This is a genomic window from Bradyrhizobium sp. 40, from assembly GCF_023100925.1.
In the GTDB taxonomy this organism is placed as follows: Bacteria; Pseudomonadota; Alphaproteobacteria; order Rhizobiales; family Xanthobacteraceae; genus Bradyrhizobium.
The window spans coordinates 7,210,315-7,235,041 of the sequence record NZ_CP064688.1 but is presented as its reverse complement, the minus strand read 5'-3'; the positions used below and the strand labels follow the sequence as shown (position 1 = coordinate 7,235,041).

The following is a 24,727-nucleotide window of genomic DNA, read 5'->3' as shown; positions in this document are numbered from 1 at the left end:
ATTCTTGCGGCCAAGGCTGGCGCCGGCCCGGTGGGCGTCCGCCAAGACAAGTTGCCGCCGTAAGCGGCTTCATGCACCGGCAGGGGAAGACGCCTATGCCAACTCTCACCATCAACGGGCGGAGTCTGTCCGTGGATGCGGCGAACGACACGCCGCTCCTCTGGGCGATCCGCGAGCAATTGCAGATGACCGGCACCAAGTTCGGCTGCGGTGCCGGCCTGTGCGGGGCCTGCACCGTGCACGTCAACGGCGAAGCCGTGCGTTCGTGCCAGACCATGGTCGGCGATGTCGCCGGCAAGAAGATCACCACCATCGAAGGCCTCGCCGCCAAGGGCGACCATCCCTTGCAGAAGGCATGGATCGCCGAGCAGGTGCCGCAATGCGGCTACTGCCAGTCTGGGCAGATCATGCAGGCGGCCTCGCTGCTGGCGAAAAATCCCAACCCGACCAAGGAAGAGGTCGTGGCACATATGGACGGCAATCTCTGCCGTTGCATGACCTATTCGCGGATCCAGAAGGCAATCATGCGCGCCGCAACCGAGATGCGCACCGCATCCGCCTCCGGCAACGAGCGGAGGCCCACATGAATAAGCACATCAAGAGCGTCACAGCCGAAACGACAGATCTCAGCCGCCGCTCCTTCCTGGTCGGCACCGCGGCAACCGGCCTCGTGCTCGGTTATGCCGGCGTGCCCGGCATCGGTGAGGCGCTCGCGGCGCCCCAGAACTTCGAGCCCAGTGTCTGGTACGCGATCGCGCCCGATGGTCTCGTCACCGTCACCTGCGGCAAGGCCGACATGGGCCAGCACATCGCCTCCACCATGGCGCAGATCGTGGCCGAAGAGCTGGGCGCCAAATGGAGCGACATGCGGGTTCAGCTCGCCTCCAATGATCCGAAGTTCAACGATCCCGTGCTCGGCGCGCAGATCACCGGCGGCAGCTGGTCGACCATGATGAACTTCGAGGCCATGAGCCGCGCCGGAGCCGCCGGACGGATGGCGTTGACGGAAGGCGCGGCCGCCGCGATGGGCGTGCCTGCGTCGGAACTGGTGGTGCGTGATTCCATGATCTCGCATCCGAAGTCGAAGAAGGCGATGTCGTTCGCCGATGTCGTCAAGAGCGGCAAGGCGACCAAGTCCTTCACGCCGGACGAGCTAAAGGCGATCAAGCTGAAGACGCCGGATCAATACACCATGATCGGCGTGTCGGTGCCGCAGCTCGACATCCCCGCCAAGACCAATGGCACGGCCAAATACGGCATCGACGTGATGATTCCGGGCATGGCCTATGGCGCGGTGGTGACGCCGCCGGTGCGCTTTGGGGCCACGGTCAAGTCGGTCGACGACAGTGCCGCCAAGAAAGTGCCGGGCTTCATCAAGGCCGTCACCCTCGACGACAAGACCGGAACGACCTCGGGCTGGGTCGTCGCGGTCGCCAGCACCTATGCCAACGCCAAGAAGGCGGCGCAGGCGCTCAAGATCGCCTATGACGGCGGTCCGAACGCGAAAGTGTCGAGCCAGTCGCTGCTCGACGAGGCCATGCGGCTTCAGAAGCAGGAGGACTCCGGCCAGTTCTTCGTCAAGGACGGCGATCCCGCGGCGGCGTTCGGCACGGCGGCCAAGGTGCTGGAGGCGGAGTACACCACCAGCATCAATATCCATGCGCCGATGGAGCCAATGAACGCTACGGCGGAGTTCAAGGGTGAGATCCTGCACATCTATTCCGGCAACCAGTTCGCGACGCGCTCCGGTGCGATCGCGGCGGGTGCGGCCGGAATCGATCCAAAATTCGTCGTCATGCACCAGATGTGGCTCGGCGGCGGCTTTGGCCGCAGGCTCGATGCCGACATGATGATTCCGGCGGTGCAGGCAGCGAAGGCCGTCGGCAAGCCGGTGAAGGTGATCTACACGCGCGAGAACGACATGACGATGGATTTCTCGCGTCCGCTCACCTATCAAAAAGTAAAGGCGGGCGTGGACGGCGACGGCAAGCTCGTCGCGCTCAGCCACGACGTGGTTTCGGCCTGGCCGACCGCGCGCTGGGGAATCCCTGATTTCCTGACGCCGTCGGTGGACAAGAAGGGTCCGCTCGACTCCTTCACGGTGAACGGGGCCGACTTCTTCTACACCGTGCCCAACCATCATGTGCGCGCGATCAAGAACGAGATGGCGCACAACGCGACGCCGTCCGGCCAGCTCCGCTCGGTCGCGCCGGGTTGGACCTTCTGGGCGGTCGAGAGTATGATCGACGAGATCGCGGCGGCGGCGGGCAAGGACCCCGCACAGTTCCGCATCTCGCTGCTCGACGGCGCCGGCAAGAACGACGGCGGCGCGCAGCGGCTGCGCAACACGTTGCTCGCCGCGATGGGCCTTGCCGGCTACGGCAGCAGGAAGCTGCCGAAAGGTGAGGGCATGGGCGTGGCCTGCGTCTCGTCGCAGGAGCGCGCGACCGCGAGCTGGACGGCCTGCGTCGCCCATGTCGCCGTTGCGCCCTCGGGAGAGGTGACCGTGAAGAAGCTCACGGTCGCCACCGACGTCGGCACGCAGGTGCATCCCGACAACATCCGTGCCCAGGTCGAGGGCGCGGCGCTGTGGGGCCTGTCGCTGGCGATGTACGAGAAGGCGACGCTGAAGGACGGTGGCATCGAACAGACCAATTTCGACAGCTACACGCCCTTGCGCATGAGCCAGGTGCCCGAGGTCGCGATCGCCGTGATCGCCAATGGCGAAAAGGCCACCGGTGTCGGCGAACCCGCGGTGACAGTGATCGCACCCGCGATCGGCAACGCCATCTTCAACGCCTCGGGCGCTCGCGTCCGGGCCCTGCCGATCACCGCCGAAGCCGTGAAGAGCGCGATGAAGGCGTAAGGCTGGTTGCGATTGTGACCTGACATGATCCGCCGGGGGGCAGCCCCCGGCGGATTTGTCGTTAAAAAAGCTCTGCGTTTGCAAGCACATCCCTACTGTGCATGGGGTTGTTTTCGAGGTTTTGATTGGAACCGCTCGGAGAGGCGAACTCCGTAAAATTGTCCCTGATTCGCAGGGTTCCATTGAGCACGCCTCTTAAGGGCCGGAGAACCTGATCCGGCTTAGGCTTTGGCCCGAAACACGCCCGTGCTCTTGGGGAAGCCATGAACGCCTCAGCCAAACCCGCCGCCAAACGCCGGCTTCTGCTCGCCTCCGACCGGAGCGACGAGAGCACCGAACTCGCCAGCATCCTCAAGGCGGTTGGCGACGTCGCGACAGTGACGACGCAGGAGATCCCCGAGCAGCCCTCGCGCGATCTCTCCGGCCTCGTAGTCGACATCAATCTGCGCTCGCCCGAAAGCGTGCAGCGGGTGCGCAACAAGCTGCGCGGCGATGCCTATCGCGCGATGCCTCGTCTGTTCGTGCTTGCCGATGCCCTGCATCACGGCACCATGCAGGCCTGGGCCTTGGGCGCCACCGATACCATCTCGCGGCCGCTTCAGCCCGAGGACATCCTGCAGCGCATCCGTGCGGCGTTCCCCGACACCGCCGTCTACGACGCGACCGATCGCGGCAAGACGCTCAATCGCGGCGTCGAGGCCGCGCACGCGGTGCTGAAGAAGATGTTCGAGAAGCTGCCGCTTGGCGTGCCCCTGACCTTCGACGACGTCATCGCCGCCGAGAGCAAGATCCTGAAGGCGATCAAGCACTCCTCGCTGCGCGAGTGGCTCACCACGGTGGGCTGCCACCATGTCGGCAGCTACCGCCACTGCCTGTTCGTGACCGGATTTGCGGTCTCCTTCGCCCAGCACCTCGGCATGCGCGAGGACGACCAGCGCCGGCTGACCCGTGCCGCGCTGCTGCACGACGTCGGCAAGGCGTTCGTTCCCTCCGCACTGCTCGACAAGCCCGGCAAGCTCACCGACGAGGAAATGGCCGAAGTCCGCCAGCATCCGCGCCGCGGCTATGACGCGCTCGCAGCCCAAGGCGGCTTCCCGCCGGAGATGCTGGACGTCGTGCTGCATCACCACGAATTCCTCGACGGCTCCGGCTATCCCAACAATCTCTCGTCGAACCAGATCAGCGATATCGTGCGGGTCACGACGATCGTCGACATCTACGCGGCACTCGTGGAGAAGCGCGCCTATCGCATGCCCTTCACCCACTCGCGCGCGTTTACGATGATGGAAGGCATGGGCGGCAAGCTGGACCAGCAGCTGTTGCAGGCCTTCCGCCCGGTGGCGCTGGGGTCGTTCTGACGATCCGTTGCTGCGAATCTTGCGGCGCTAGCACTACACGCTCGGTGTCGTCCCGGCGAAGGCCGGGACCCATAACCACCGGGAGTGGTTTGGCGACGACTCGTCGTTTGGTATACGCACTGCGCGCCGTCGTTAGATCACGCGGTATGGGTCCCGGCCTTCGCCGGGACGACATTGTCACCCCATCATCTTCCTCAGCTCCGCCTTCGCGACCTTCTCCAGCGTCGAGCGCGGCATGTCGTCGACGAAGCGGATCTCGCGCGGCACCTTGAAGTCGGCGAGGCCGGCGCGGCAGGCGGCCATCACGGCCTCATGCAGATCAGGCCGCGCACCGGCGACGCCACCCTGCGGGATGATGAAGACGACCGGCACCTCGTCCAGCATCGGATGCGTCTTCGCCACCACGGCGGCCTCGCGCACGCCGGGGACCAGTGCGACCACCTGCTCGATCTCGGACGCGGCGACGTTCTCGCCGCCGACCTTGAGCATGTCCTTGCTGCGGTCTGCGAAGCGAATGTAGCCGTTCTCCAGGCGCACCACTCGGTCACCGGTGAGAAAGAAGCCGTGCTCGTCGAAGCTCTCGCGCGTCGCCTTCTCGTTGTGCAGATATTCGGCGAACAGCGACAGGCCGACAATGCCCTTGATCGAGAGATTTCCGGTGCCGTCGATTTCGGTCGGCCGCCCGTCGTCGTCGGTGATGCGGATTTCATATTCCGGCGCGGCGCGGCCGATCGACATCGGGATGTTGGGCTGGTCGATCTCGCCGACGATGCCGTGGGTGATGGTCTCGGTCATGCCCCACCAGCCGATGATCTTGACTCCGAAGGCGGCGAAGGCCGGCGGCTCGTTGATCGCGGTGCCCCACAGACGGAATTTGTGATCGCGCGGGATGTCCTGCTCGAGCAGCGCCTTCATGCAGAACGGGATCGTCGAGGTCCAGGTCGAGCCGTGCTCGCGCGCGGCGCGCCAGAACCGGCTGGCGGAAAAGCGCGGCTGGATCACGCAGGTGGCGCCGACCCATAGCGTCGCCAGCATCGAATAGGCCAGCGCGTTGGTGTGGAACAGCGGCAGATAGGCCTGATGCACGTCGCTTGCGTGCAGGTCTTCGTGCGCGGCGTTGATCTTGGCGCCCCACAGCGCGTTGGCGTGGGTCCACAGCACCGCCTTGGGGCGCGATGTCGTGCCCGAGGTGTATTGCACGCTGCACGGCGCGCGCGGATCGATCGCGCGCCTGGGACGGTCGGCGCTGTCGGCGAACAGCTCCTCAAAGCTGTCGCCGCGTGAGACCGGGTTCGCGGGCGCCGCGCCCGAATCGTGCGAGGTCACCGCCATCCATCGGATGTTGCGGCAATTCTGCGCGACGATCTCGGCATAGGCCGGCTGCGTGATCGCGGCAACCGCGCCGCAATGATCGGCAAAATAGTCGAGCTCGGCCGGTGCCGAGCGCGTGTTGGTGGTCACCGCGATGGCGCCGAGTTCGACACAGGCGAACCAGGCCAGCAGCGCCTCGATGCAATTGTCGAGGTGAATGAGCACATACTCGCCCGGCTTGACGCCGCGCTTCGCCAGTCCCGCCGCGAGCGCGCCGACCCGCTCGTGAAACTCGCCATAGCTCCAGCGCCGCGCGGGCGCGTCGAACGGCGCCCAGATCAGGAACGGATGTGAGCTGCGCACCTCAGCCCGCATCTTCAGCAACCAGGGCACGTCGAGCCCGTCGAACGGGCCCACGATTCCTGCGGCGGCTTGCGAATTCGGCATATGTCCTCCCGTGCAGCCTGCATCTTGCTGGCGGCTGCGTTTTGATTATTGCGTCTTCCTGCTCTCTCCGCCGTCATTGCGAGTGGAGCGAAGCAATCCAGAATCCCTCCCCGGAGGCAGTCTGGATTGCTTCGTCGCAAGGGCTCCTCGCAATGACGATGCGTGGGGCAGGCGGCTTGGCCTTACCGGCCACCGTCCTCATACGACGAAATCTCGATCAGGCTGCCATCCGGATCCCTGCAATAGACCGAGCGCAGGGTGCCGCGGGCGCCCTGCTTGGGAACCGGGCCCTCTTCGATCGCGACGCCATGTGCCTTCAAATGCGCCACCACCTCGTCGGGACTCGCGGAGGTGAGGAAGCACAGATCCTCGCTGCCGGCGGTCTGGTGGTCCGCGGTGAACCACTCCACCTTGTCGGCATCGCGCGGCCGGACGTTGATCTTCTGGTTACCGAATTGCAACGAAGTCCGCGGCGCTTTGCCGCCGCCGGGGTCGAACACCTTGACTTCCATGCCGAGAATCTTGCCGTACCACGCGGCGGTCACTGCGACGTCCGCGACGTTGATCACGAGATGATCGAGGGCTTCGACCTTGACCGCCATGCCTTATCCTTTCGTCGTGATGCGCCCCGTGCACTTTCCGCCTGCGGCAAGCTTTGTTACAACCGCGCCGACGCCATTTTCAAGCGATCTGGCTTCAAGAACAACACGTTGGGAGAACCCTTGAGATGATCACTCGCCGTACCGCGCTGAGCCTGCTCGCCGCCAGTCCGCTTGCAGCCAGCCCGCTGTCGAAGGCCCTTGCCGCCGATTACCCGACCCACCCGGTGAAATGGGTGGTCGGTTATCCGCCGGGCGGAGCCACCGACATCCTGGCGCGGCTGATCGGTCAGCGGCTGTCGGAGAAGTTCGGCCAGCAATTCGTGATCGAGAACAAGCCGGGCGCCGGCAACAATATCGCCACCGAATCGGTCGTCAACGCCGAACCCGACGGCTACACGCTGCAACTGGTCAATCCGGCCAACTACATCAACGCCTCGCTCTACACCAACCTGAAGTTCAACTTCGTGCGCGACATCGCGCCGGTCGCCTCGTTCCAGCGTGTACCGAACGTGATGACCGTCAACAAGGACGTGCCGGCCAAGACCGTCGCCGAGTTCATCGAATACGTGAAGGCCAATCCCGGCAAGGTCAACATGGCCTCCTCCGGCAACGGCACCTCGGTGCATCTGTCCGGCGAGATGTTCATGGCGCTGACGGGCTGCAAGATGCAGCACGTGCCCTATCGCGGCGCCGCGCCCGCGATCACCGACATGCTCGGCGGCCAGGTGCAGGTGATCTTCGACAACATGCCCTCGATCATCCAGCACATCCGGTCCGGCTCGCTCCGCGCCATCGGCGTCACCACGGCGGAGCGCTCGCCGCAGCTGCCCGACGTGCCGGCGATCGGCGAGACCGTGAAGGGCTACGAGGCGAGCGCGCTGTTCGGCATGGGTGCGCCGAAGAACACGCCCAAGGAGATCATCGCCAAGCTCAACAGCGAGATCAACACGCTGATAAAGGAGCCGGACATGGCCAAGCGCCTGGTCGAGCTCGGCGGCGAGCCGCGGGCGCAGACGCCCGAGGCGTTCGGCGAGGAGATCAAGGCCGAGACCGAGAAATGGAAGAAGGTCGTCGAGTTCGCCGGCCTGAAGGTCGAGTAGCGATCTCGTGATGTCCGTGATGGAGCCCTGCCCGTTCGGCAGGGCTTTTTTCTTGCGTATCAAGGTTTCTTGCGTGTCAGCGCCCGTCGATCTGGAATAAAACGGCGTGGCGAAACCTGATGTTATATGGCGCGTATCTCGCGCTATGAGGATAGGAGTTGGGATTATGCGCAAGACGCAATTGGCTCTGCTGGGCCTCGGCGCGACACTCCTTGCCGGCTTCTCCGCCGTCACCCCCGCCGCGGCGCACGACTATCCCTGGTGTGCCCAGGGCGGCGGGTACGAGTATCCCGGCGATTGCACCTACAGCACCTATGGACAATGTCAGGCCAGTGTGTCCGGCCGGCTCATGGCCTGCGGGCCCAATCCGCTCGTTGCCGACGGTCAATCGTCCCTGCCGCAACCGCGGCAGCCTCGGCGCGCGCGTCCCGTCGCGCCGTATTGAGGAACTCGCGGTTTGACTGGCAGCCCGGATCGCGTTCGCGCCATCCGCGGCCGCGCAGACGCCGTTCGCGTTGCCGCTACCGCTTCGCCTCAGCCTGCTCCGTGCCGTTGCACGAGATCAGCATCGTATAGGGCCGCGCATTGCCGGCGATGTCGGTGGTCTTGATCTCGCCCTTCGGTTCGGCAGTCTGGTAGGGCACCACGGAGTTGTCGAGGAAGTCGCGCAGCGCGCCGGTCTTGATCGCGAAGTTGATGTTCTCGGGGATGTTGCCGGTCGCAGCGGCGACCCGTAATCCGTCCAGCTTTCCCGTAACGACGCCGACGATCTGCCCGGTGGTGTCGAACAGCGGGCCGCCGCTATTGCCGGGCTGCACCGGCGCACTGATTTGCAGGAAACGCGAATCGTTGCGCATGCCGCTGAGCGAGCTGACGATGCCAGTCGTCACGGTGAAATCCGAAGTCAGCAATCCATGGAAAGGAAAGCCGATCGCGACGACGGAATCGCCGGAGCGAATCGAGCGGTCGCGGATCCGGGCGAACTCCTTGAACGTGGTCGTCGACGGCGCCTGCAGCAACGCGAGATCGTTGTTGGCGTCGCTCGACACCACGCGCAAAACCATCCCGGCTTCACCCGTGAGATTGCCCCTGATGTCGCCGACGCAGCCATTGATCACATGATTATTGGTGACGACATGTCCGCTGGCACTCACGACAAAGCCCGTACCGCTTTTGGCTTTGGCGGACTTGCTGGCCGGCGGTGATGTCTGCTTGTCCGGCGCGGCCTGCGGCTTTGCCGCGACCTTCGTAAAGTCTCCGGCCTTGTTCAGGCCGTCGGCCTTCACCTTGGTGACGCAATTAGCCAATGCCGCAATCACGGGCCCGGCCGAGGTCAGGTCGAAATTCAGCACGGTGCGGCCGCTCGTCGCGACCATCAGGCTTGCCTTCTGAAACGCTCGTACCACGTTGGCAGGCATGACGGAGCTGAGCATGTTCGTCTGGTTGGCCGTGGCGAACAGTCTGGCCTGCTCCTGTCCGTCAAAGATGACGTCGATCGCGGCGTTCTCGCCCTGCTTGAAGTGGTAGCTGGGACTCGCAAAGCTCAATATCCACGAGCCCCCAGTATTCTGGCCGACGACGAGAATGACGCCGTTGGCATAAGGCGCCGTCGCGGCACAATGCGAAAAGGCTCCCGTTTCGTCATTGCTGAACGCGCCGCCAACCCAGTTGCCGATTTTGACGCTGCCGAATGGCCCGGCCGCGTGCGCAACGCTGCCAACGCTCAGCTGCAATAATGACGCAACGATGAATGACTTAAGCCACATACTTTCCCCCCGGAGCGCATTCGCGCGCATCTTATCTGTGGGAGCAGGTGTCGCGCAACCGGCAGTTGTCCGGCGAGGTCCGGTGTCAAGAGGCGACGTTCGGGACTTGCCTTTACTTTGCAATCCGATATACTTTGCGATACAAAGTAGCGGGATCGATAGTCCCGGCAAGCATGGGCGGAACGAGGTTTTGGCGTTGCCAATGCGCGATCTCGACAAGGCGCTGGCTGACATCGTGGCGATCCGCAGCCAGATTGCGGCCGGCACGGCGTTCCGCGGCTACGGCCCGGCGACGATGGCGGCGACCGGTGCGGTCGCGCTTCTCACCGCAATCCTGCAATTCTGGTTGCTCGATGATCCCACCGGCGAGCCGCTCGGTTTCTTCTTCGGCTGGTTCATTGCCGCCGCGCTCTCCGGCCTGACGATCGGTATCGAGATGCGCGCACGTTCGCGCCGCCATCATTCGGGCCTCGCCGATGCGATGATCCACCAGGCCGTCGAGCAGTTCCTGCCCGCAGGCGTTGCCGGTGTTCTGCTTGCGGTAGTGATGTGGAAGTTCGCGGGCGAAACGCTGTGGTTGCTGCCCGGTCTGTGGCAGATCCTGGTGTCGCTCGGCATTTTCGCCTCCGTCCGCTCGCTGCCGCGCACCGTGGCGCTCGCCGGCGCCTGGTATTTCATGTCCGGCTTTGCGGTGGTGGTGCTCGCGAGTCAAACCCACACGCTGTCGCCCTGGACCATGGGCCTGCCCTTCGTGATCGGGCAGTCGGTGATGGCGGGCATTCTGTATTTCGCATCCGGAGACCATGATGTCGAAGATTGACAGCGCACCCTTCTCTTACGAAGGACTGGACCGCGTGATCCACGAGAAGGCGAGGCTCGGACTTCTGACCTCGCTGATGGCGCATCCGAAGGGTCTGGCGTTCGCCGATCTCAAGCAGCTCTGCGGCCTCACCGACGGCAATCTCAGCCGGCATCTCGCCGTGCTCCAGGAAGCCGGCCTCGTCGAGGTGACCAAGGGCTACGAGGGCAATCGCCCGCACACGACCTGCCGCCTGACCAAGGCCGGCCGCCGCCGCTTCCTCGACTATCTCGCCGTGCTCGAACGCCTGGTGCGCGACGCCGCCAAGGCCGCCGGCCGCGAGGCGGCGCCGCTCGGCCGCCTCGGTATCGTCTCGACCTGATCCTCCCCTTTTTTGACCGGAGACTTTGCAATGCAAAGTGAACTTGTGTCCTCGCGCAACGAAAAGCTTCACGTCGGCATCATCATGGACGGCAACGGCAGATGGGCAACGCGGCGCGGCCTGTCGCGCATGCGCGGCCATGAGGCCGGCGTCGAGACGATCCGCCGCATCGTCGAAGCCGCGCCCAAGCAGGGCATCGGCACGCTGACGCTCTACGCCTTCTCGACCGACAATTGGCGAAGGCCGAAGTCCGAGGTCGCGGCGCTGATGACGCTTCTGCGGTTTTACCTCGCCAACGAGGTGCAGAGCCTGGTCAAGAACGGCGTGCGCCTCACCGTGATCGGCCGCCGCGACCGTCTGCCCGACGGCATTGCCAATGCGATTGCGCGAGCGGAAGACGCCACCGCGCACGGCAGCACGCTTCATCTGCGCATTGCCGTCGACTATTCCGCGCGCGACGCCATCCTCAACGCGGCGGCAAAGGCAGCGGCGCTGACGAGTCTCACCCGCGAGGCGTTCTCGCAGCTCGTCACCGGGGAAGCTGGTTTGCGCGACGTCGACCTCATCATCCGCACCTCGGGTGAGAAGCGGCTGTCGGACTTCCTGCTCTGGGAAGGCGCCTACGCCGAGTTGCACTTCACCGAGCGGATGTGGCCCGAATTCGACGCGGGCGATCTCGCCGCGGCCCTGGTCTCCTTCCACGGCCGCGAGCGCCGCTTTGGCGGCCTCCAGGCGATCGTGCCCGAGGAGGTGCCTTCACTCTCGCGCGTGTGACGCACGGCACCGAGGAACGAAACTGTTCGTTTTCGGCCGCAAGATTGGCAGCACCGTCCAAGCGTTAAGCGCGCGGTCTCGGCTAGGTCTGCATTCGATGCAACCTGCCGAAAGCCTCGCGGATGTCACAGTCATTGCTGGATGCCATTGTCGAGTCAGCCGAAGCCCACGCCACGGTCCGTATCAGGCCCGCCAGCGCGTCCGACGTCGAGAGCCTCTCGATCTATTTCACGAGCCTCTCCGCGACATCGCGCAACAAGCGCTTCATGGGCGCGCGGGCGGACATTGCCGTGGTCGCGGCCGAGTGCGTCGCCAGGACCAGCCATCCCGGTCATTTCACACTGCTCGCCGAGATCAGGCAGGAGGGGCAAGGCACGATCATCGGCGAAACCAGATACGCCTACGATGCGGCTGCGCGGCATGGTGATTTCGCCATCTCTGTTGCCGATGGCTTTCAGCGCCAGGGCGTCGGCCTCCAGATGATGACGGCGATGGAGAGGCGCGCGAGCGATCTCGGTCACGAGATGATTGCAGCCGAGACCGCGCGCGCGAACGCCGAGATGCGCGGCCTTGCGAAGAAAGCGGGGTTCGAGGACACCGGTCTCGGAGACTGGCAGTCGGTCCATCTCGCCAAGCGTCTATCGCGGGTGCGCGGCTTGCCACAAATTTGAGCAAGCGCGCGACGCCGATCGTGCCCTAGTATCTCCCTGCGACGGAGCTTTGGTCGGATGCGCGCGGTTCTGGATTATTGCACCGGTGGGACGGAGCGGCAGGTTGCGGCCGGCACGCTGATCGTCGCCGAAGGCGGCACCACCGGTCATCTCTATGTGCTGATGCAGGGCAAGCTCGAAGTGCTCAAGGGCGAGATGGTGGTCGCCACGGTAACCGAGCCCGGTGCGGTGCTGGGTGAAATGTCTGTGCTGCTGGGGCAGCCGCACACTGCGACCGTACGGGCCTGCTCCGATTCCGTCGTCTACGAATTCGAGGACGCCGCCTCGTTCCTCAGGCAGGAGGCGGGCGTGGCACTTCTGATCGCCAAGATGCTGGCGCAGCGGCTCAATGTTGCCAACACCTATCTCGCCGATCTCAAGCAGCAATATGCCGGCCATGGCACGCATCTGGCCATGGTCGGCGAGGTGCTCCAGAGCATGATCAACCTGCCGCCGCTCGAGGTCTCGCCAGGTTCGGATCGGCAATCCGATCCAAGAATGTGAGCCAGTCGGGCGGCGCCTCGATCGGAGCGGCGGGCCGCTGAAGCGGCGCGCCAAGATCGATCCATTGCGCCTCGCCGGCCGCAAGCCAGAACGCCCTGTCGGCATCGAGGTCCAGCACGATGTATGTCGGCGGGCGGCCGGGTTGCAAACCGGTGTTGAAGACCCATGTCTGGCCGAGCCGGTCGAACCACGAGCCATCGGTAATGAACGGCGATTGATGCACATGGCCCGAGATCACCATCGAGGGCTGATACTGCATGATCCATTGCACCAGCTCGACGTCGCCGAAGAAACGCTTGCCGCCCCAGCTCGTCGGTGAATTCGCCGGCGGCGCGTGATGGATCCAGATCCAGCGCTGCCGCCGGCCGGCCGCGGCGGCGGCGAGCTGCGCGACGAGGCGTTGCTTGACCAGCGGCCCATCCCACCATGGGCACACCGTGAACAGCGTGTCGCCGACGACGAGGCTGTCACCGTCGCAGGCAATCCCCAACTCGCGCACTTCCGAGATCCAGCGCGAGATCTTTTCGCCTTCCGCATTGCGCTCGTCGAGGTCGTGATTGCCGGAGCAGAGGATCACGCGGGTCTTCGCGGCGAGCAGGGCGAGGTACTTCTTCACCACCACGATCTGCGCGCGAAAATCCACCATCGAGCCGATGTCGAGCGCATCGCCGGCGAAGATCACGAGGTCGAATTGCGGAGCGGCGCTGACGAGCCAGTCGAGCTGAGGCAGCGAATAGTGCAGGTCGGCCACGACCAGGCAGCGCATCGGAAATCCAGGGGTGAGACGTCAAAATGCTCAGGGATTGCAAAATATCTGAACGCAAGAAGCAGACCAGCCGCATCTCTCGCCAATTCAATGCGGGCAGTATGCTGCGGCGCATCCGCGGGTGCAAGTATCGAAGCGTCGCCGGGCTGGACCGGATCATCGAATTCTGATGTCGTGGCGTATCCTCAACAACTCCTGTCCCCAACAGCTCGTCTTCCCATGACCTCCTTCAAGACCATTCGTGCGCGCGCCGAAAAACGCAAAGGCGGGCCCAAGGCGCTCGAAAAGCTGATGCCCGGAAAGCCCGACCTGAAGGGCCTCGCCAAACGCGGCGACGACCGTATCCTCGCGGAGATGACGAAGCGTGTGTTTTGTGCCGGCTTTGCCTGGAGCGTGATCGAGACGAAATGGGAAGGGTTCGAAGACGCCTTCCTGCGTTTCCAGCCGGCCAAGCTCACCTTCCAGCCCGAGGATTATTGGGAGGGCCTGATGCGCGACGCGCGCATCGTGCGCAACGGTGCCAAGATCATGTCGGTGCGCGACAACGCGGCCTTCGTCCAGGAGATCGCAAAAGAGCACGGCAGCTTCGGCAGGTTTCTGACGAAGTGGCCGCCGTCGGACCAGATCGGCCTGCTCGATCTCCTGAGCAAGCGCGGCAGCCGGTTGGGTGGCAATACCGGCCAGATGCTGCTGCGGTTCGTCGGCTGGGACGGCTTTGTGACGTCCAGGGACGTTGTGGCCTGTCTGCGCGATGCCGGTCTCGACATCGCCGAAGAGGTCAAGTCGAAGGGAGATCTGGCAAAAGTGCAGGCGCAGTTCAACGCCTGGGCCGAGGAGACCGGACTGTCCTACACATATCTGTCACGCATCTGCGCGCTGTCGGTTGGCGAGAACAGGAGCGAGTAGCGAATTCGGCTCTTGGAATTCTGCTCTTGGGATGTCGAATCATGTGGATCGTGTGGCGATCTGGTGCCACAAGCGCGGCAGACGCGACACGCGATCACGAAACGCATTTCTCCGGAACATTTGTGCGCAGCACCTGTTCGGGAGAATGGGCCAGGCGAACATAGGCGCAGGGAACGCTCGCTTTGGCTCAGCTCAATGAAACCGACGTGACAAAAAACGGAGCAGCTCATGAAGCTCACATCCGAACAGGTGAAGCAGACCGTCAACCAGCTCGGCGCTCAGGTGCTGCCCGACGAGCATCCCGCCATGCCGCAGCTCAACAGCATGTTCGGCGAGCACACTTTCTTCGTCGATGAGACCGGGCTGAAGGTCGTCGAGCCCACGGCGCCGCCCGGCACCGAACGCCAGAGCGGCGAGGTCGTCAGCCTCGCCGATTGGGGCGATTCCGAGCTGACACGCCTGATGGCGCACGAGCCCGAGCCGACCGGCGTGATCGTGGTGTTCGAGCACGTGAGGCATTGATCGGGCCCAGCGGATCGACCTTCGGTGGCGAGTCTGAAAACCCGCCACCGTAGATTCGCGTGGCGAGCGCCGCTCTACGTGGGTGTCTGCGTCCGCCGAAAGCCCGTCAGTTTGGTTCAGATGCCGAGAGTCAGCTGCGGCGGCTCCGCATCGTTCCCGGCTTGGAGGGACGACAGCGAGACCCCCAGCAGCCTGACGCTCTTGGGCAGCGGCATCTCGACTTCGAGCAGGCCGCAAGCCAGCCGCTCAAGATCGTCCCGGCCTGCAATCGGCGAAAGAGCGGACCTGCTGCGCGTGATGATCTCGAAGTCGGCAAACTTGATCTTCAAGGTGACGGTGCGGCCACGGCTGCCCGTCGCCTCGCAATGGCGCCACACCTTGTCGACCAGCGGCTTGAGCTCGAGGACCAGCGCGTCGAATTCGGTGAGGTCGCTTGAGAACGTCGTCTCCGCGCCGATGGACTTGCGGACCCGGTTGGCCCGGACCGGCCGTTGGTCGACACCGCGCGAGATCCAGTAGTAATAGGCGCCCGACTTGCCGAAATTGGCATTCATGAACTCCAGCGTCTGACGACGAATATCGAGACCGGTGAACATGCCGAGCGCGTTCATCTTCGCGCCCGTGGCCGGGCCTATCCCATGGAATTTTCCGACGGGCAGGGTCTCGACGAAGGCGGGTCCCATCTCCGGTGAGATCACGAACTGACCGTTGGGCTTGCGATGATCGGAGGCGAGCTTGGCCAGAAACTTGTTGTAGGAAATGCCGGCCGAAGCGTTGAGGCCCGTCTCGGCCTTGATCCTCTCGCGGATCTTGAGTGCAATGTCGCGCGCCAGCGGGATGCCCTGCAGGTTTTCGGTCACGTCGAGATAGGCCTCGTCGAGCGACAACGGCTCGATGATCGGGGTATGCTCCGCGAAGATGTCGCGGATCTGCCTAGAGATCGCCTTGTAGACCTCGAAGCGCGGCTTGACGAAGATCAGATCGGGACATTGTCGCTTCGCCGTCACGGATGGCATGGCAGAGCGAACGCCGAACTCGCGGGCCTCATAGCTGGCGGCCGCGACGACGCCACGTTCCGCGGAGCCTCCGACCGCGACGGGCTTGCCGCGCAGGTCCGGATTGTCGCGCTGTTCCACGGACGCGTAGAAGGCATCCATGTCGATATGGATGATCTTGCGGACGGGCGAGGCCTCGCCGGCCACCGTGTCGGATTCGCTCATGGAAAGATGATACAATTGAGGGATTAGAAGCGCGAGGTGATGTGTGATTCATCGAGCAATCTCAGGCTTGTGAGTGGCAAGCATGGGCATGCGATCTAATATGAGGTCGCGGAGGACAGCCCATGCAATACAGCTCCGAACTCATTCGAACGATGCGTCAGGCGCTGGAGGCCGTGATGGCCAGCGTGCCGCCCGATCAGTCGGTCTTCGGCCTGAAGGCGGCCGTCGCCGAATGCATCCTGAAGGCGGCCGCACACGGTCAGACGTCCTACGACGGACTGGTGACGTCGGCGTCAGACCAGGTTCAGGCCATCATCTCGATGCTGACATAAGCATGGGCTTGCGCTGAGCAGGCCTTGACTCCAGCGCGGGCGGTAACAAGGCAACTCGGGTGAGGGTGCTTCCAGCGTGGACTAGAAGAGACTGGCGCACCCGACACGATTCGAACGTGTGACCTTTGCCTTCGGAGGGCAACGCTCTATCCAGCTGAGCTACGGGTGCTAGTCGAGGTTCATTTAGCCGATTGGCGGGGGGCGGGCAACCGCTTCCACCGTCTCCTGCCAGGCTGATTTGGGCTAGGCTGATTTACGGCCCGCGCTGCCAGGAACCGGGACGCCGTCCCGCCCGAGCTTGGCGAACTCGGCGAGCAGCCGTTCGGAGCACAAGACGCGGTTGCGGCCGAGCCGTTTGGCCGCATAGAGCGCCTGGTCCGCCGCGCCCAGCAGCCGGTCGGGGCTGTCGTCGGTTTCGCCGGGAATGTGGCTGGCGACGCCGACACTGAGGGTGACGCGGTCACCGGCCCCGACGGCGCCATGGGTGATCCGCAAGGCCATCACGGCGCAGCGGATCTCGTCGGCGATGACGCAGGCGGCATCGCAATCCATGTCCGGCAGGATCAGCGCGAATTCCTCGCCGCCATAGCGGCTGGCGAGATCGAGCGGGCGCACGGCATGCCGGCTGACGACGGACGCGACCGCGCGCAGGCATTCGTCGCCGCTCTGATGGCCGTGGCGGTCGTTGAACAGCTTGAAATGATCGACGTCGACGAACAGCAGCGCCATCGGCTTCTGCGTCCGCTGGGCGCGGGCCCATTCGCTCATCAGCATCTGGTCGAACGCGCGACGGTTCGACAAGCCGGTCAGCCCGTCCTTGGTGGCAAGCTCCTTCAGGGCCATCTCGGCGCGCTTCTGGTCGGTGAGGTCGCGCAGCGTCTCCACCACCGCAATCAGATGGCCGGCTTCGTCGTGGATCGGGCCGGCGTCGATGGCGAGATAGAGCTGGCTGCCGAGCTTCGGCATCACGCACCAATTCTCGGCACTGAAGCCGAGCCCGTTATGGCCGCGCGCGCCATACTCCGAATAGAACTCCGGCAGCTGTTCAGGGCGGTCGAGCGCGACAAGGTCGGCGAGGCAAGGGCGCTTGGTCTCGTAGAAAGCCTGCCAGTGCTTATTGGTACCGATCACCTCGGAGGCGGCGACGCCGGTCAGCCGCTCGCAGGCTCTGTTCCAGATCACGACGCGGCGCCTGGGGTCGATCACGAAGGTCGGCACCACCAGATGCTGCATCAGCCGCACGGCATAGGAATCCGCAACGTCGACTGTCTTGGCTGACGTTTTCCCCGGCTTCGCCATGTCAGGCCACCGCCGCCACCGGCAAAGCATGGCTCGGACCGAACAGCTGTCGCACTTCGCTGGCCGGCTTCGGTCTGCTGAAAAGATAGCCCTGCATCTCCGTGCAGCCGAGCGCGCGCAGCATCTCGCGCTGCGCCTCGGTCTCGACGCCCTCCGCGACCGTGGTCATGTTGCTGGCGGCGGCGATGTTCACCACCGCCTGCACGATCACGGGCGCGCCGCTCGCCTCGGCGATATCAGCGACGAAGCAGCGGTCGATCTTGATCTTGTCGAACGGGAAGCGCTTCAGATAGCTGAGCGAGGAGTAGCCGGTGCCGAAATCGTCGAGCGCGATGCGCACGCCGATGGCGCGGAGCTGGTGGAGGATCGAGAGCGCCGCCTCGTCGTCGCGGATCAGCACGGCCTCGGTGATCTCGAGCTCGAGCCGGCACGGGGCAAGTCCGGAATCCGCGAGCGCGCCGGCGATCCGCAGGGCCAGCGTCTCGCATTTGAGCTGCACCGGCGAGACGTTGACCGCGACGCGCACATGCGCTGGCCAGGTCGCCGCCTCGTTGCAGGCCATGCGCAGCACCCAGTCGCCGAGCTCGTTGATCAGGCCGGTGTCCTCGGCGATCGGGATGAATTCGGCCGGCGACACCATGCCGCGCTGGGGATGCCGCCACCGCAGCAGCGCCTCGCAGCCCGTGACCTCGTTGGTGCGCAGGTCGACCAACGGCTGATAGTGGATCTCGAAGCCGCCGTTCACCAGGGCCTGGCGCAAATCCTGCTCCAGGCTCAGGCGCGCCTTGGCGCTCGCGTCCATCTCTGGCTCGAAGAAGCGGTGGGTGCGGCGGCCCTCGGCCTTGGCGCCGTACATCGCGAGGTCGGCATTCTTGATGAGCTGGTCGAGATCGGTGCCGTCCTGCGGCGCCATCGCGATGCCGATGCTGGCGTCGGTGGAGAGCTGATGACCGAAGCAATGATAGGGCCGGCGGATCGCCTCGAAGATCCGCGTCACGAATGACACCACGTCGGCGGACGACTCGATCCCGGTCTGGATCACCGCGAATTCGTCGCCGCCGAGCCGCGCGATCAGGTCGCCCTGTCCGAGGCAGCCGCGGATGCGGGCCGCGATTCCCTTCAACAGTTCGTCGCCGACGTGATGACCGAGCGAATCGTTGATGCCTTTGAATTCGTCGACGTCGATATAGAGTAGCGCGAACTGGCTGCCGCCGCCGACCTTCTCAAGTTCGCGCTCGATCTGCTCGCGGAATAGCGTCCGGTTCGGCAGGTCGGTGAGCGCATCGTAATGCGCCATATGCGCGATCTTCTCGTCGGCGCGCCGCCGTTCGGTGACATCCTCGACGACATTGATGAGGTAACGCGGCTCGCCGGATTCGTCGCGGATTCGGATCCGGGTCGAGGTGATGTAGCGTAGCCCCTTGGCCTGGCTCTGCCAGGCATGTTCGTCCTTGAACAATCCCTCGGCCGCCTTCAGCGCCTTGCTGTCGTCGTCGGTGACGACCCTGGCGGTAGCTTCCGGGTACATGTCGAACGGAGTCTTGCCGACGATGTGATCACCTGATTGGCCGAATTGCTCTTCGGCGGTCCGGTTGACCAGCAGATATCGCCGCGTTTGAGCATCCTTCACCGTGATCTGCGACGGGATGTGGTCGATGATCTCGCGCAGGAACATGTAGTTGCGATCGCGTTCCTGCTCCAGCTTGCGGCGTTCGGTGATGTCTTCGATCGTGGCCACCCATCCGCCCTGCGCGAGCGGGGTATTGATGACCTGGAAAGCGCGGCCGCTCGGCAAGTGATGGCTTCTGGTGGAGACCGTGCCCTCCGCGACGACCCTCATGACCTCGGCGCAAAATGCCTCGACATCGCCGTCGAACGCGCCGCGCTCCTTGCGGTGATACATCGCCTCACGGATGTGACAGCCGGGCTTGATGACGTCGTGAGAGAGGCCGAACATGTCGGCGTAGCGGCGGTTGCAGGTGACGATGTAGCCCGCGGCATCGTACAGGATCAGCCCTTGCGACATGTTGTTCAAGGCGGTGTCGAGCCGGCCTCGCTCCGCTTCCAGTCGCTGCTGCGCCTCGCGGTTCTGCCGGTTGATCTGACGAACGATCAGGAACAGGATCAGCGCAATCACGGTGGCCGAAAGCGCGGCGGTGGTGACCATGAAACCGGTCTGCTGCCGCCAGTCCGCCAGCGCGGCTTTCGTGGTGTTGGTCGCGACGATGACCAGCGGGAAATGCGAAAGCGAGGCCCCGGAGCCGAGGCGCTCGTCGCCGTCGATCGGACCTTTGACGCGCAGGGTGTGCCGGCCACCTTCGGCCAGCATCTTGCGCATCAGCGGCGCCTCCTTGAAGTCCCTGCCGATCAGCTCTTCGACATGCGGGTAGCGCGACAGCATCTTGCCATTGCGGTCGAACAGCGAGATCGCCGTGCCCTCAGCAAGCGCAACGGACGCGAAATAGTTCTGGTAGCTGTCCGGATCGATCCGGCGGACCATCGTGCCGAGGAAGCTGCCGTCTGCGCCGCTCAGCCGACGCGCGACGATCGTGGTCCATTTTCCGATGATGAAGCTGCGGACCGATTCCAGCGCCACCGGTTCGGCCATCGGATTCGATTTGAAGGTCTGAAAGTAGGCGCGCGAGGAGATGTTGATCTTGGGCAGCGGTTGGGCCCGCGACCAGTTGATCAGTTCGCCGTCGGCATCGTAGATCGCGATGTCGCCGAGGTAGGACACCGGGCCGATCTTGCTCCGCAGCATCTGGTTCATCGCGGGTCCGGACATGCGCTCGCGGAACATCGCGGCCGAACTGATCTCCGGCAAATTCATCTGCCCGATCACATCGGCGGCGACGACGTCGGAATCTTCGAATTGCTGATCGAAGTGCCGCGCGATCAGCTGTACCGTATTTTCCAGCTCGCGTTCGCGGTTGGCCAGGGTACGTTCGCGAAATTCGCCGACGGCCATGGCGGTCACCGCGAAGATCCCCGCGACCAGCAACACGCCGCACAAAGTGAGCCACAGCACCGGTCCGCGCCGAATCGCTGCCTCCCAGCCGTGCTTCGCGGCTAGGAACATTCCGGCTGCAATCCTTGCAAAGACCTGGCGCATTCCCCCTCCCTGAAGGGACAGGGATACACCACACAAATGGCGTAAAGCTTAGGAAAGCCAGTTACCTGAGCGTTAATCTCGTTGCGTGATCGCAGTCGCGTCCAGCGAGCTGCCGCGCTGCATCATGAATCGTGCGTTAATGCGAGCTGCCCGCGCTCTTGTCACCGCCGAGATTGCGCAGCCGTCCGACCACGCCGGTCGGAAAGAAGTAGACGCTGGCGATGAAGAGCAGCCCGAGCCACAGCAGCCAGCGGTCCGGATGCAACAGCCCCGGCAGCAGCGGCAGACCGGCTTCCGACGCCGCCTTGGAGGCGACGCCCATCAGCGCCTGCAGATAGTTCTGGGCGAGGATGAAGATGGTGGCGCCGATGATCGCGCCGTAGATCGTGCCCATGCCGCCGATCACGACCATCAGGAGAATGTCCAGCATGATCGAGAAGCTGAGCGAGGTATCGGGGCCGGCATAACGCAGCCACAGTGCATTGAGAATGCCGGCGCCGGCGGCGACCAGTGCGGCGATGCAGTTGGCGTAGCTCAGGTGGAAGACGGTGCGGAAGCCGAGCGCCTCGGCGCGGAAGCGGTTCTCGCGGATAGCCTGCAGCACGCGCCCGAACGGCGAATTCACCACCCGCAGCAAAGCGAGGATCATCAGGGCCGAGACGGCGAACACCAGATAGTAGGTCAGGATGCGGCCGTTGACTTCGAATCCCAGCACGTTCCTGGAGATCAGCACCGTGCCGGGCCTGAGCAGCTCGGGCAGCTGAAAGCTGCGGCCATCTTCGCCGCCGGTCAGCCAGGACAGTTGCGAGGCCAGCACCTGGAAGGCGGATGCAACCGCGAGCGTGATCATGGCGAAAAAGATCGCGGCGACCCGCAGCGAGAACAGTCCGATCGCAAGCGCAAGCAGTGCGGCAAGCGGCAGGCCGATCACGATGCCGGTTGCAACCGCACCCCAATTCGGGCCCATCCCGTACAGCGCGATCGCGATCGCGTAGCTGCCGATCCCGTAGAACATGGTGTGTGCGAACGACACCGAGCCGGTATAGCCGAGCAGCAAATCGTAAGAGGCGACCAGCGCGGCGAAGACGCAGATCTTGGCCGCGACGTTCAGCGCCTTCGCCCCGGGGAACAGGAACGGCGTCGCCACCAGCGCCAGGATGATGAGGACGAGAACGAGCGTGAGCACGCGGCTGCGCGGCGGATCGCCTGACAGGATCATCATCGGCTGGTCACCGCATAAAGGCCGCGCGGCCGCCACATCAGAATGGCGACCATCAGCAGGATATTGGAGACGAGGGCGAGCTTCGGCACCAGGAAGCCACCGTAATTGGCAATCATCGCCACTAGGATCGCGCCGATGAAGCAGCCGCCGATCGAGCCGAGGCCGCCGATGATGACGACGATGAAGATCAGGACGGTGAGGTCGTCGCTCATGGAGGCGTGAACCTGCTCGCGATACAGCGCCCACATCACGCCGCCGAGCCCGGCCAGCGCCGACCCCGTCATGAACACGCCGAGGAACAGGCGGCGAATGCGATAGCCGAGCGCCTCGACCATCTCGCGGTTCTCGACGCCGGCGCGGATCAGAAGCCCGAGCTTGGTCCGGTTGAGCACGAGCTGGATCGCGATGAAGACGGCAAGGCCGATCAGCGTCGCCAGCACGCGGTATTTCGCGATCGCGACGTCCCCGAGGATGAAGGAGCCGCGCAACGACGTCGGCAGGGGCGTCGGGATGATCTGCGGCCCCCACACCGCATACAGCGTCTGCTCGGCGACGATCAGGCCGCCCGTCGTCATCAGGATCTGCTTCAGATGCTGGCCGTAGACGGGCAGGATCAGCACCCGCTCGACAATCAGGCCGAGCGCGCCGGAGACCGCCATCGACAGCAATGCCGCCGGCGCCAGCACCGCGAGGTTGATCCACAGCGAATCCGCCTGGAGGGAAGCGGCGAACGGCGCCAGCACCAGGGTCGCGACGTAGGCCCCGACCGCGATGAAGGCGCCATGGCCGAAATTGAGCACGTCCATCAGGCCGAACACGAGCGTGAGCCCGGAGGCCATGATGAAGATCATCATGCCCATCGCGAGGCTCGCGGCCGTCAGCGTCAGCCAGGTGCTGGGGGAGCCGATCAGCGGGATCATCACGAGGGCGACGGCGATCGGCAGCAGGATCGGCGCGATGTCGCGCTTCGGCTTCGGCAGCGGATCGGTTGCGGCGAGCTCGGTCATTGATGCGCCTCCAGGCTCAGGCCGAGCAGCCGCTCCTGCAGCGGCACGTCGGAGGCCAAGGCCGCCATCTCGCCGCGATGAACGATGGTCCCGTTGTCCATCACCAGCACGTCGTCGCCGAGCTCGCGGGCGGCAAAGAAATTCTGCTCGACCATCAGGATCGTGGCGCCCTTGCGCTTGATCTCCTTCAGGCACTCGATCAGCGCCATCACGATCGCTGGAGCCAGTCCCTTGGTCGGCTCGTCAATCAGCAGGAGCTTGCGCGGTTCGACGATGGCGCGGGCAATCGACAACATCTGCTTCTGTCCGCCCGAGAGACTTCCCGCGCGCGATAGCCAGAACCGGCGCAGCGCCGGGAAGAAGCCAAAAATCCAGTCGAGCTGGGCGTCATCGAGCGGCCCGGCGCGCGCCGCCAACACCAGGTTCTCCTTCACCGTGAGGTCGGAAAACACTGCCATGCTCTCCGGCACGTAGCCGACGCCGAGCCGCGCGATGTCGGGCGTCGCACGGCTCTCGATGCGCTCGCCGGCGAGGCTGATCTCGCCGGAGGAGGCCTGCCAGAGGCCCATGATGGTGCGCAACATCGTGGTCTTGCCGGCGCCATTGCGGCCGAGCAGCATCGTGGTCTGCCCCTGCGCGACAGCGAGGTCGATGCCCTGGAGGATGTGATAGCGGCCGATATGGGTGTGCACGCCGGAGAGCCTCAACAGATCGGTCATGCTGCGCCCCCTGCAACTTTATTCCCTTCAGATGTCTTGGGCGCGACGCCGAGATAGGCTTCCTGCACGATTGGTGACGCGATCACTTCGGCCGGCGGACCGTCGGCCACGAGCTGCCCGTTATGCAGCACGATGATGCGGTCGGCGAGCGATCGCACCACGTCCATCTTGTGCTCGACGAGCAGAATGATCCTGCTCTTGTCCTGCTTTAGCTGCGCGATCAGGTTCAGCACGACCGGCACCTCGTCGATGCTCATGCCTGCGGTCGGCTCGTCGAACATGAAAACCTTCGGTTCGAGCGCCATCATCAGCGCGACCTCGAGCTTGCGCTGATCGCCATGCGACAGTGCGGTCGCGGCGACGCCACGGCGGCCGCCGAGCGCGACCTGATCCAGGATAGCATCGGCGCGGGCGATCAGATCGCGGCGGACCATCCAGGGCCGCAGCATGTCGTAGTGAGTGCCGTTGGCGGCCTGCACGGCAAGGCGCACGTTCTCCTCCACCGAGAGGTTCGGAAAGAGGTTTGTGAGCTGGAACGCGCGCCCGAGGCCCGCGCGCGTCCGCATCGGCGCGGAATGCTGGGTGATGTCGGTGCCATCGAACAGAATGCTGCCGCTCGATGCGCGGAGCTGGCCGGAGATCAGGTTGAAATAAGTCGTCTTGCCGGCGCCGTTCGGGCCGACGATCGCGGTGAGCTCGCCCGGGCGGAAGCTGCAGGTGACGCTGTTGACCGCGACATGGCCGCCGAAGCGGATGGTGAGGTCGCGGGTTTCGAGGGTCAGCGTCATGGGTCTGGCAATGATGAGAGGAGAACTTGTCCGCGATCACGCTGCGCTGCCTCCCCCGCTTGCGGGAGAGGCACAGGCGGCCTACGGTCGCCGTTCTTGAAAGAACGCCGATGCGGAGCATCGGCTACTGAGAGGGTGTCTCCGCAATCCAGAACCCCCAGGAGGACAGAGCCGTCTCCCGGCCTCTCCCGCAAGCGGGAGAGGTGGAGAAGCAC

General features: G+C 64.5%; 24 protein-coding genes and 1 tRNA gene. 13 read left to right on the top strand and 12 right to left on the bottom strand.

Features of this window, described 5'->3' with window-relative positions:
* The first annotated feature begins 95 nt into the window (after positions 1-95).
* From IVB40_RS34580 to IVB40_RS34570, 3 genes are all read left to right on the top strand, one after another.
* Positions 96-587, top strand: coding sequence for a (2Fe-2S)-binding protein (locus tag IVB40_RS34580; RefSeq protein ID WP_007616069.1), 492 nt, complete (start codon positions 96-98; stop codon positions 585-587).
* On the top strand, positions 584-2,866 hold the full coding sequence (locus IVB40_RS34575) for a molybdopterin cofactor-binding domain-containing protein (RefSeq protein ID WP_247817672.1): 2,283 nt from the start codon (positions 584-586) through the stop codon (positions 2,864-2,866). The genes IVB40_RS34580 and IVB40_RS34575 overlap by 4 nt, the downstream gene beginning before the upstream one ends.
* A 263-nt stretch (positions 2,867-3,129) precedes the next feature.
* A complete protein-coding gene (locus tag IVB40_RS34570; protein ID WP_027566090.1) occupies positions 3,130-4,224 on the top strand; it encodes an HD domain-containing phosphohydrolase in 1,095 nt (364 codons plus the stop codon).
* A gap of 177 nt (positions 4,225-4,401) precedes the next feature.
* Here IVB40_RS34570 and IVB40_RS34565 read toward each other — a convergent pair whose 3' ends face one another.
* On the bottom strand, positions 4,402-5,982 hold the full coding sequence (locus IVB40_RS34565; protein WP_247817671.1) for an AMP-binding protein: 1,581 nt from the start codon (positions 5,980-5,982) through the stop codon (positions 4,402-4,404).
* Between the two features lie 182 nt (positions 5,983-6,164).
* Positions 6,165-6,584 (bottom strand): VOC family protein, encoded by a 420-nt coding sequence (locus tag IVB40_RS34560; RefSeq protein ID WP_247817670.1) that lies wholly within the window; start codon positions 6,582-6,584, stop codon positions 6,165-6,167.
* A gap of 125 nt (positions 6,585-6,709) precedes the next feature.
* Between IVB40_RS34560 and IVB40_RS34555 the strand changes: the two genes are divergently transcribed.
* On the top strand, positions 6,710-7,684 hold the full coding sequence (locus IVB40_RS34555) for a tripartite tricarboxylate transporter substrate binding protein (protein WP_027566087.1): 975 nt from the start codon (positions 6,710-6,712) through the stop codon (positions 7,682-7,684).
* 166 nt (positions 7,685-7,850) lie between these two features.
* Entirely contained in the window at positions 7,851-8,129 is a 279-nt protein-coding gene (locus IVB40_RS34550) for a DUF3551 domain-containing protein (RefSeq protein WP_247817669.1), read from the top strand.
* A gap of 76 nt (positions 8,130-8,205) precedes the next feature.
* Here the strand turns inward: IVB40_RS34550 and IVB40_RS34545 are convergent, their stop codons facing one another.
* Positions 8,206-9,450, bottom strand: a complete 1,245-nt coding sequence (locus IVB40_RS34545) for a serine protease (RefSeq protein WP_247817668.1) — start codon at positions 9,448-9,450, stop codon at positions 8,206-8,208.
* 202 nt (positions 9,451-9,652) lie between these two features.
* On the opposite strand from IVB40_RS34545, the gene IVB40_RS34540 reads away from it, so the two are divergent.
* The 5 genes from IVB40_RS34540 (at position 9,653) to IVB40_RS34520 (ending at position 12,619) form a co-directional block, all read left to right on the top strand.
* Positions 9,653-10,270 (top strand): hypothetical protein, encoded by a 618-nt coding sequence (locus tag IVB40_RS34540; protein ID WP_027566084.1) that lies wholly within the window; start codon positions 9,653-9,655, stop codon positions 10,268-10,270.
* Positions 10,257-10,631, top strand: a complete 375-nt coding sequence (locus tag IVB40_RS34535; protein WP_007616058.1) for a transcriptional regulator — start codon at positions 10,257-10,259, stop codon at positions 10,629-10,631. The genes IVB40_RS34540 and IVB40_RS34535 overlap by 14 nt, the downstream gene beginning before the upstream one ends.
* A gap of 30 nt (positions 10,632-10,661) precedes the next feature.
* Positions 10,662-11,405 (top strand): di-trans,poly-cis-decaprenylcistransferase, encoded by a 744-nt coding sequence (locus IVB40_RS34530; protein WP_247817667.1) that lies wholly within the window; start codon positions 10,662-10,664, stop codon positions 11,403-11,405.
* A 122-nt stretch (positions 11,406-11,527) separates the two neighbouring features.
* A complete protein-coding gene (locus IVB40_RS34525; RefSeq protein WP_247817666.1) occupies positions 11,528-12,076 on the top strand; it encodes a GNAT family N-acetyltransferase in 549 nt (182 codons plus the stop codon).
* A gap of 57 nt (positions 12,077-12,133) precedes the next feature.
* Complete coding sequence (locus IVB40_RS34520) at positions 12,134-12,619, top strand: cyclic nucleotide-binding domain-containing protein (RefSeq protein WP_027566081.1); 486 nt, start codon at positions 12,134-12,136, stop codon at positions 12,617-12,619.
* Here the strand turns inward: IVB40_RS34520 and IVB40_RS34515 are convergent.
* Positions 12,558-13,385 carry a metallophosphoesterase family protein gene (locus IVB40_RS34515; protein ID WP_247817665.1) on the bottom strand — a complete coding sequence of 276 codons (828 nt, stop codon included), beginning with the start codon at positions 13,383-13,385 and terminating at the stop codon, positions 12,558-12,560. The genes IVB40_RS34520 and IVB40_RS34515 overlap by 62 nt on opposite strands.
* Before the next feature lie 219 nt (positions 13,386-13,604).
* Between IVB40_RS34515 and IVB40_RS34510 the strand changes: the two genes are divergently transcribed.
* Positions 13,605-14,291: a DNA-3-methyladenine glycosylase I gene (locus IVB40_RS34510; RefSeq protein WP_027566079.1), complete on the top strand. Its 687-nt coding sequence runs from the start codon at positions 13,605-13,607 to the stop codon at positions 14,289-14,291.
* A gap of 228 nt (positions 14,292-14,519) precedes the next feature.
* Entirely contained in the window at positions 14,520-14,813 is a 294-nt protein-coding gene (locus IVB40_RS34505) for a hypothetical protein (protein ID WP_007598221.1), read from the top strand.
* Positions 14,814-14,929: 116 nt separating this feature from the next.
* On the opposite strand, the gene dinB is transcribed toward IVB40_RS34505, so the two are convergent.
* Positions 14,930-16,033: a DNA polymerase IV gene (gene dinB / locus IVB40_RS34500; protein WP_247817664.1), complete on the bottom strand. Its 1,104-nt coding sequence runs from the start codon at positions 16,031-16,033 to the stop codon at positions 14,930-14,932.
* Between the two features lie 122 nt (positions 16,034-16,155).
* Between dinB and IVB40_RS34495 the strand changes: the two genes are divergently transcribed.
* Positions 16,156-16,365 carry a hypothetical protein gene (locus IVB40_RS34495; protein ID WP_007616043.1) on the top strand — a complete coding sequence of 70 codons (210 nt, stop codon included), beginning with the start codon at positions 16,156-16,158 and terminating at the stop codon, positions 16,363-16,365.
* Positions 16,366-16,457: 92 nt separating this feature from the next.
* Here the strand turns inward: IVB40_RS34495 and IVB40_RS34490 are convergent.
* The 7 genes from IVB40_RS34490 to IVB40_RS34460 all read right to left on the bottom strand — a co-directional run bounded on the left by IVB40_RS34490 (position 16,458) and on the right by IVB40_RS34460 (position 24,512).
* Positions 16,458-16,534: transfer RNA gene (locus tag IVB40_RS34490), tRNA-Arg, on the bottom strand.
* 74 nt (positions 16,535-16,608) lie between these two features.
* Positions 16,609-17,664 carry a diguanylate cyclase gene (locus IVB40_RS34485; protein ID WP_247817663.1) on the bottom strand — a complete coding sequence of 352 codons (1,056 nt, stop codon included), beginning with the start codon at positions 17,662-17,664 and terminating at the stop codon, positions 16,609-16,611.
* 1 nt (position 17,665) lies between these two features.
* Positions 17,666-20,776, bottom strand: coding sequence for an EAL domain-containing protein (locus tag IVB40_RS34480; protein WP_247817662.1), 3,111 nt, complete (start codon positions 20,774-20,776; stop codon positions 17,666-17,668).
* 136 nt (positions 20,777-20,912) lie between these two features.
* Entirely contained in the window at positions 20,913-21,998 is a 1,086-nt protein-coding gene (locus IVB40_RS34475) for a branched-chain amino acid ABC transporter permease (protein ID WP_027566073.1), read from the bottom strand.
* On the bottom strand, positions 21,995-23,005 hold the full coding sequence (locus IVB40_RS34470) for a branched-chain amino acid ABC transporter permease (protein ID WP_027566072.1): 1,011 nt from the start codon (positions 23,003-23,005) through the stop codon (positions 21,995-21,997). The genes IVB40_RS34475 and IVB40_RS34470 overlap by 4 nt, the downstream gene beginning before the upstream one ends.
* Positions 23,002-23,724, bottom strand: coding sequence for an ABC transporter ATP-binding protein (locus IVB40_RS34465; RefSeq protein WP_247817661.1), 723 nt, complete (start codon positions 23,722-23,724; stop codon positions 23,002-23,004). The genes IVB40_RS34470 and IVB40_RS34465 overlap by 4 nt, the downstream gene beginning before the upstream one ends.
* A complete protein-coding gene (locus tag IVB40_RS34460; protein ID WP_247285173.1) occupies positions 23,721-24,512 on the bottom strand; it encodes an ABC transporter ATP-binding protein in 792 nt (263 codons plus the stop codon). The genes IVB40_RS34465 and IVB40_RS34460 overlap by 4 nt, the downstream gene beginning before the upstream one ends.
* Between the last annotated feature and the right edge of the window lie 215 nt (positions 24,513-24,727).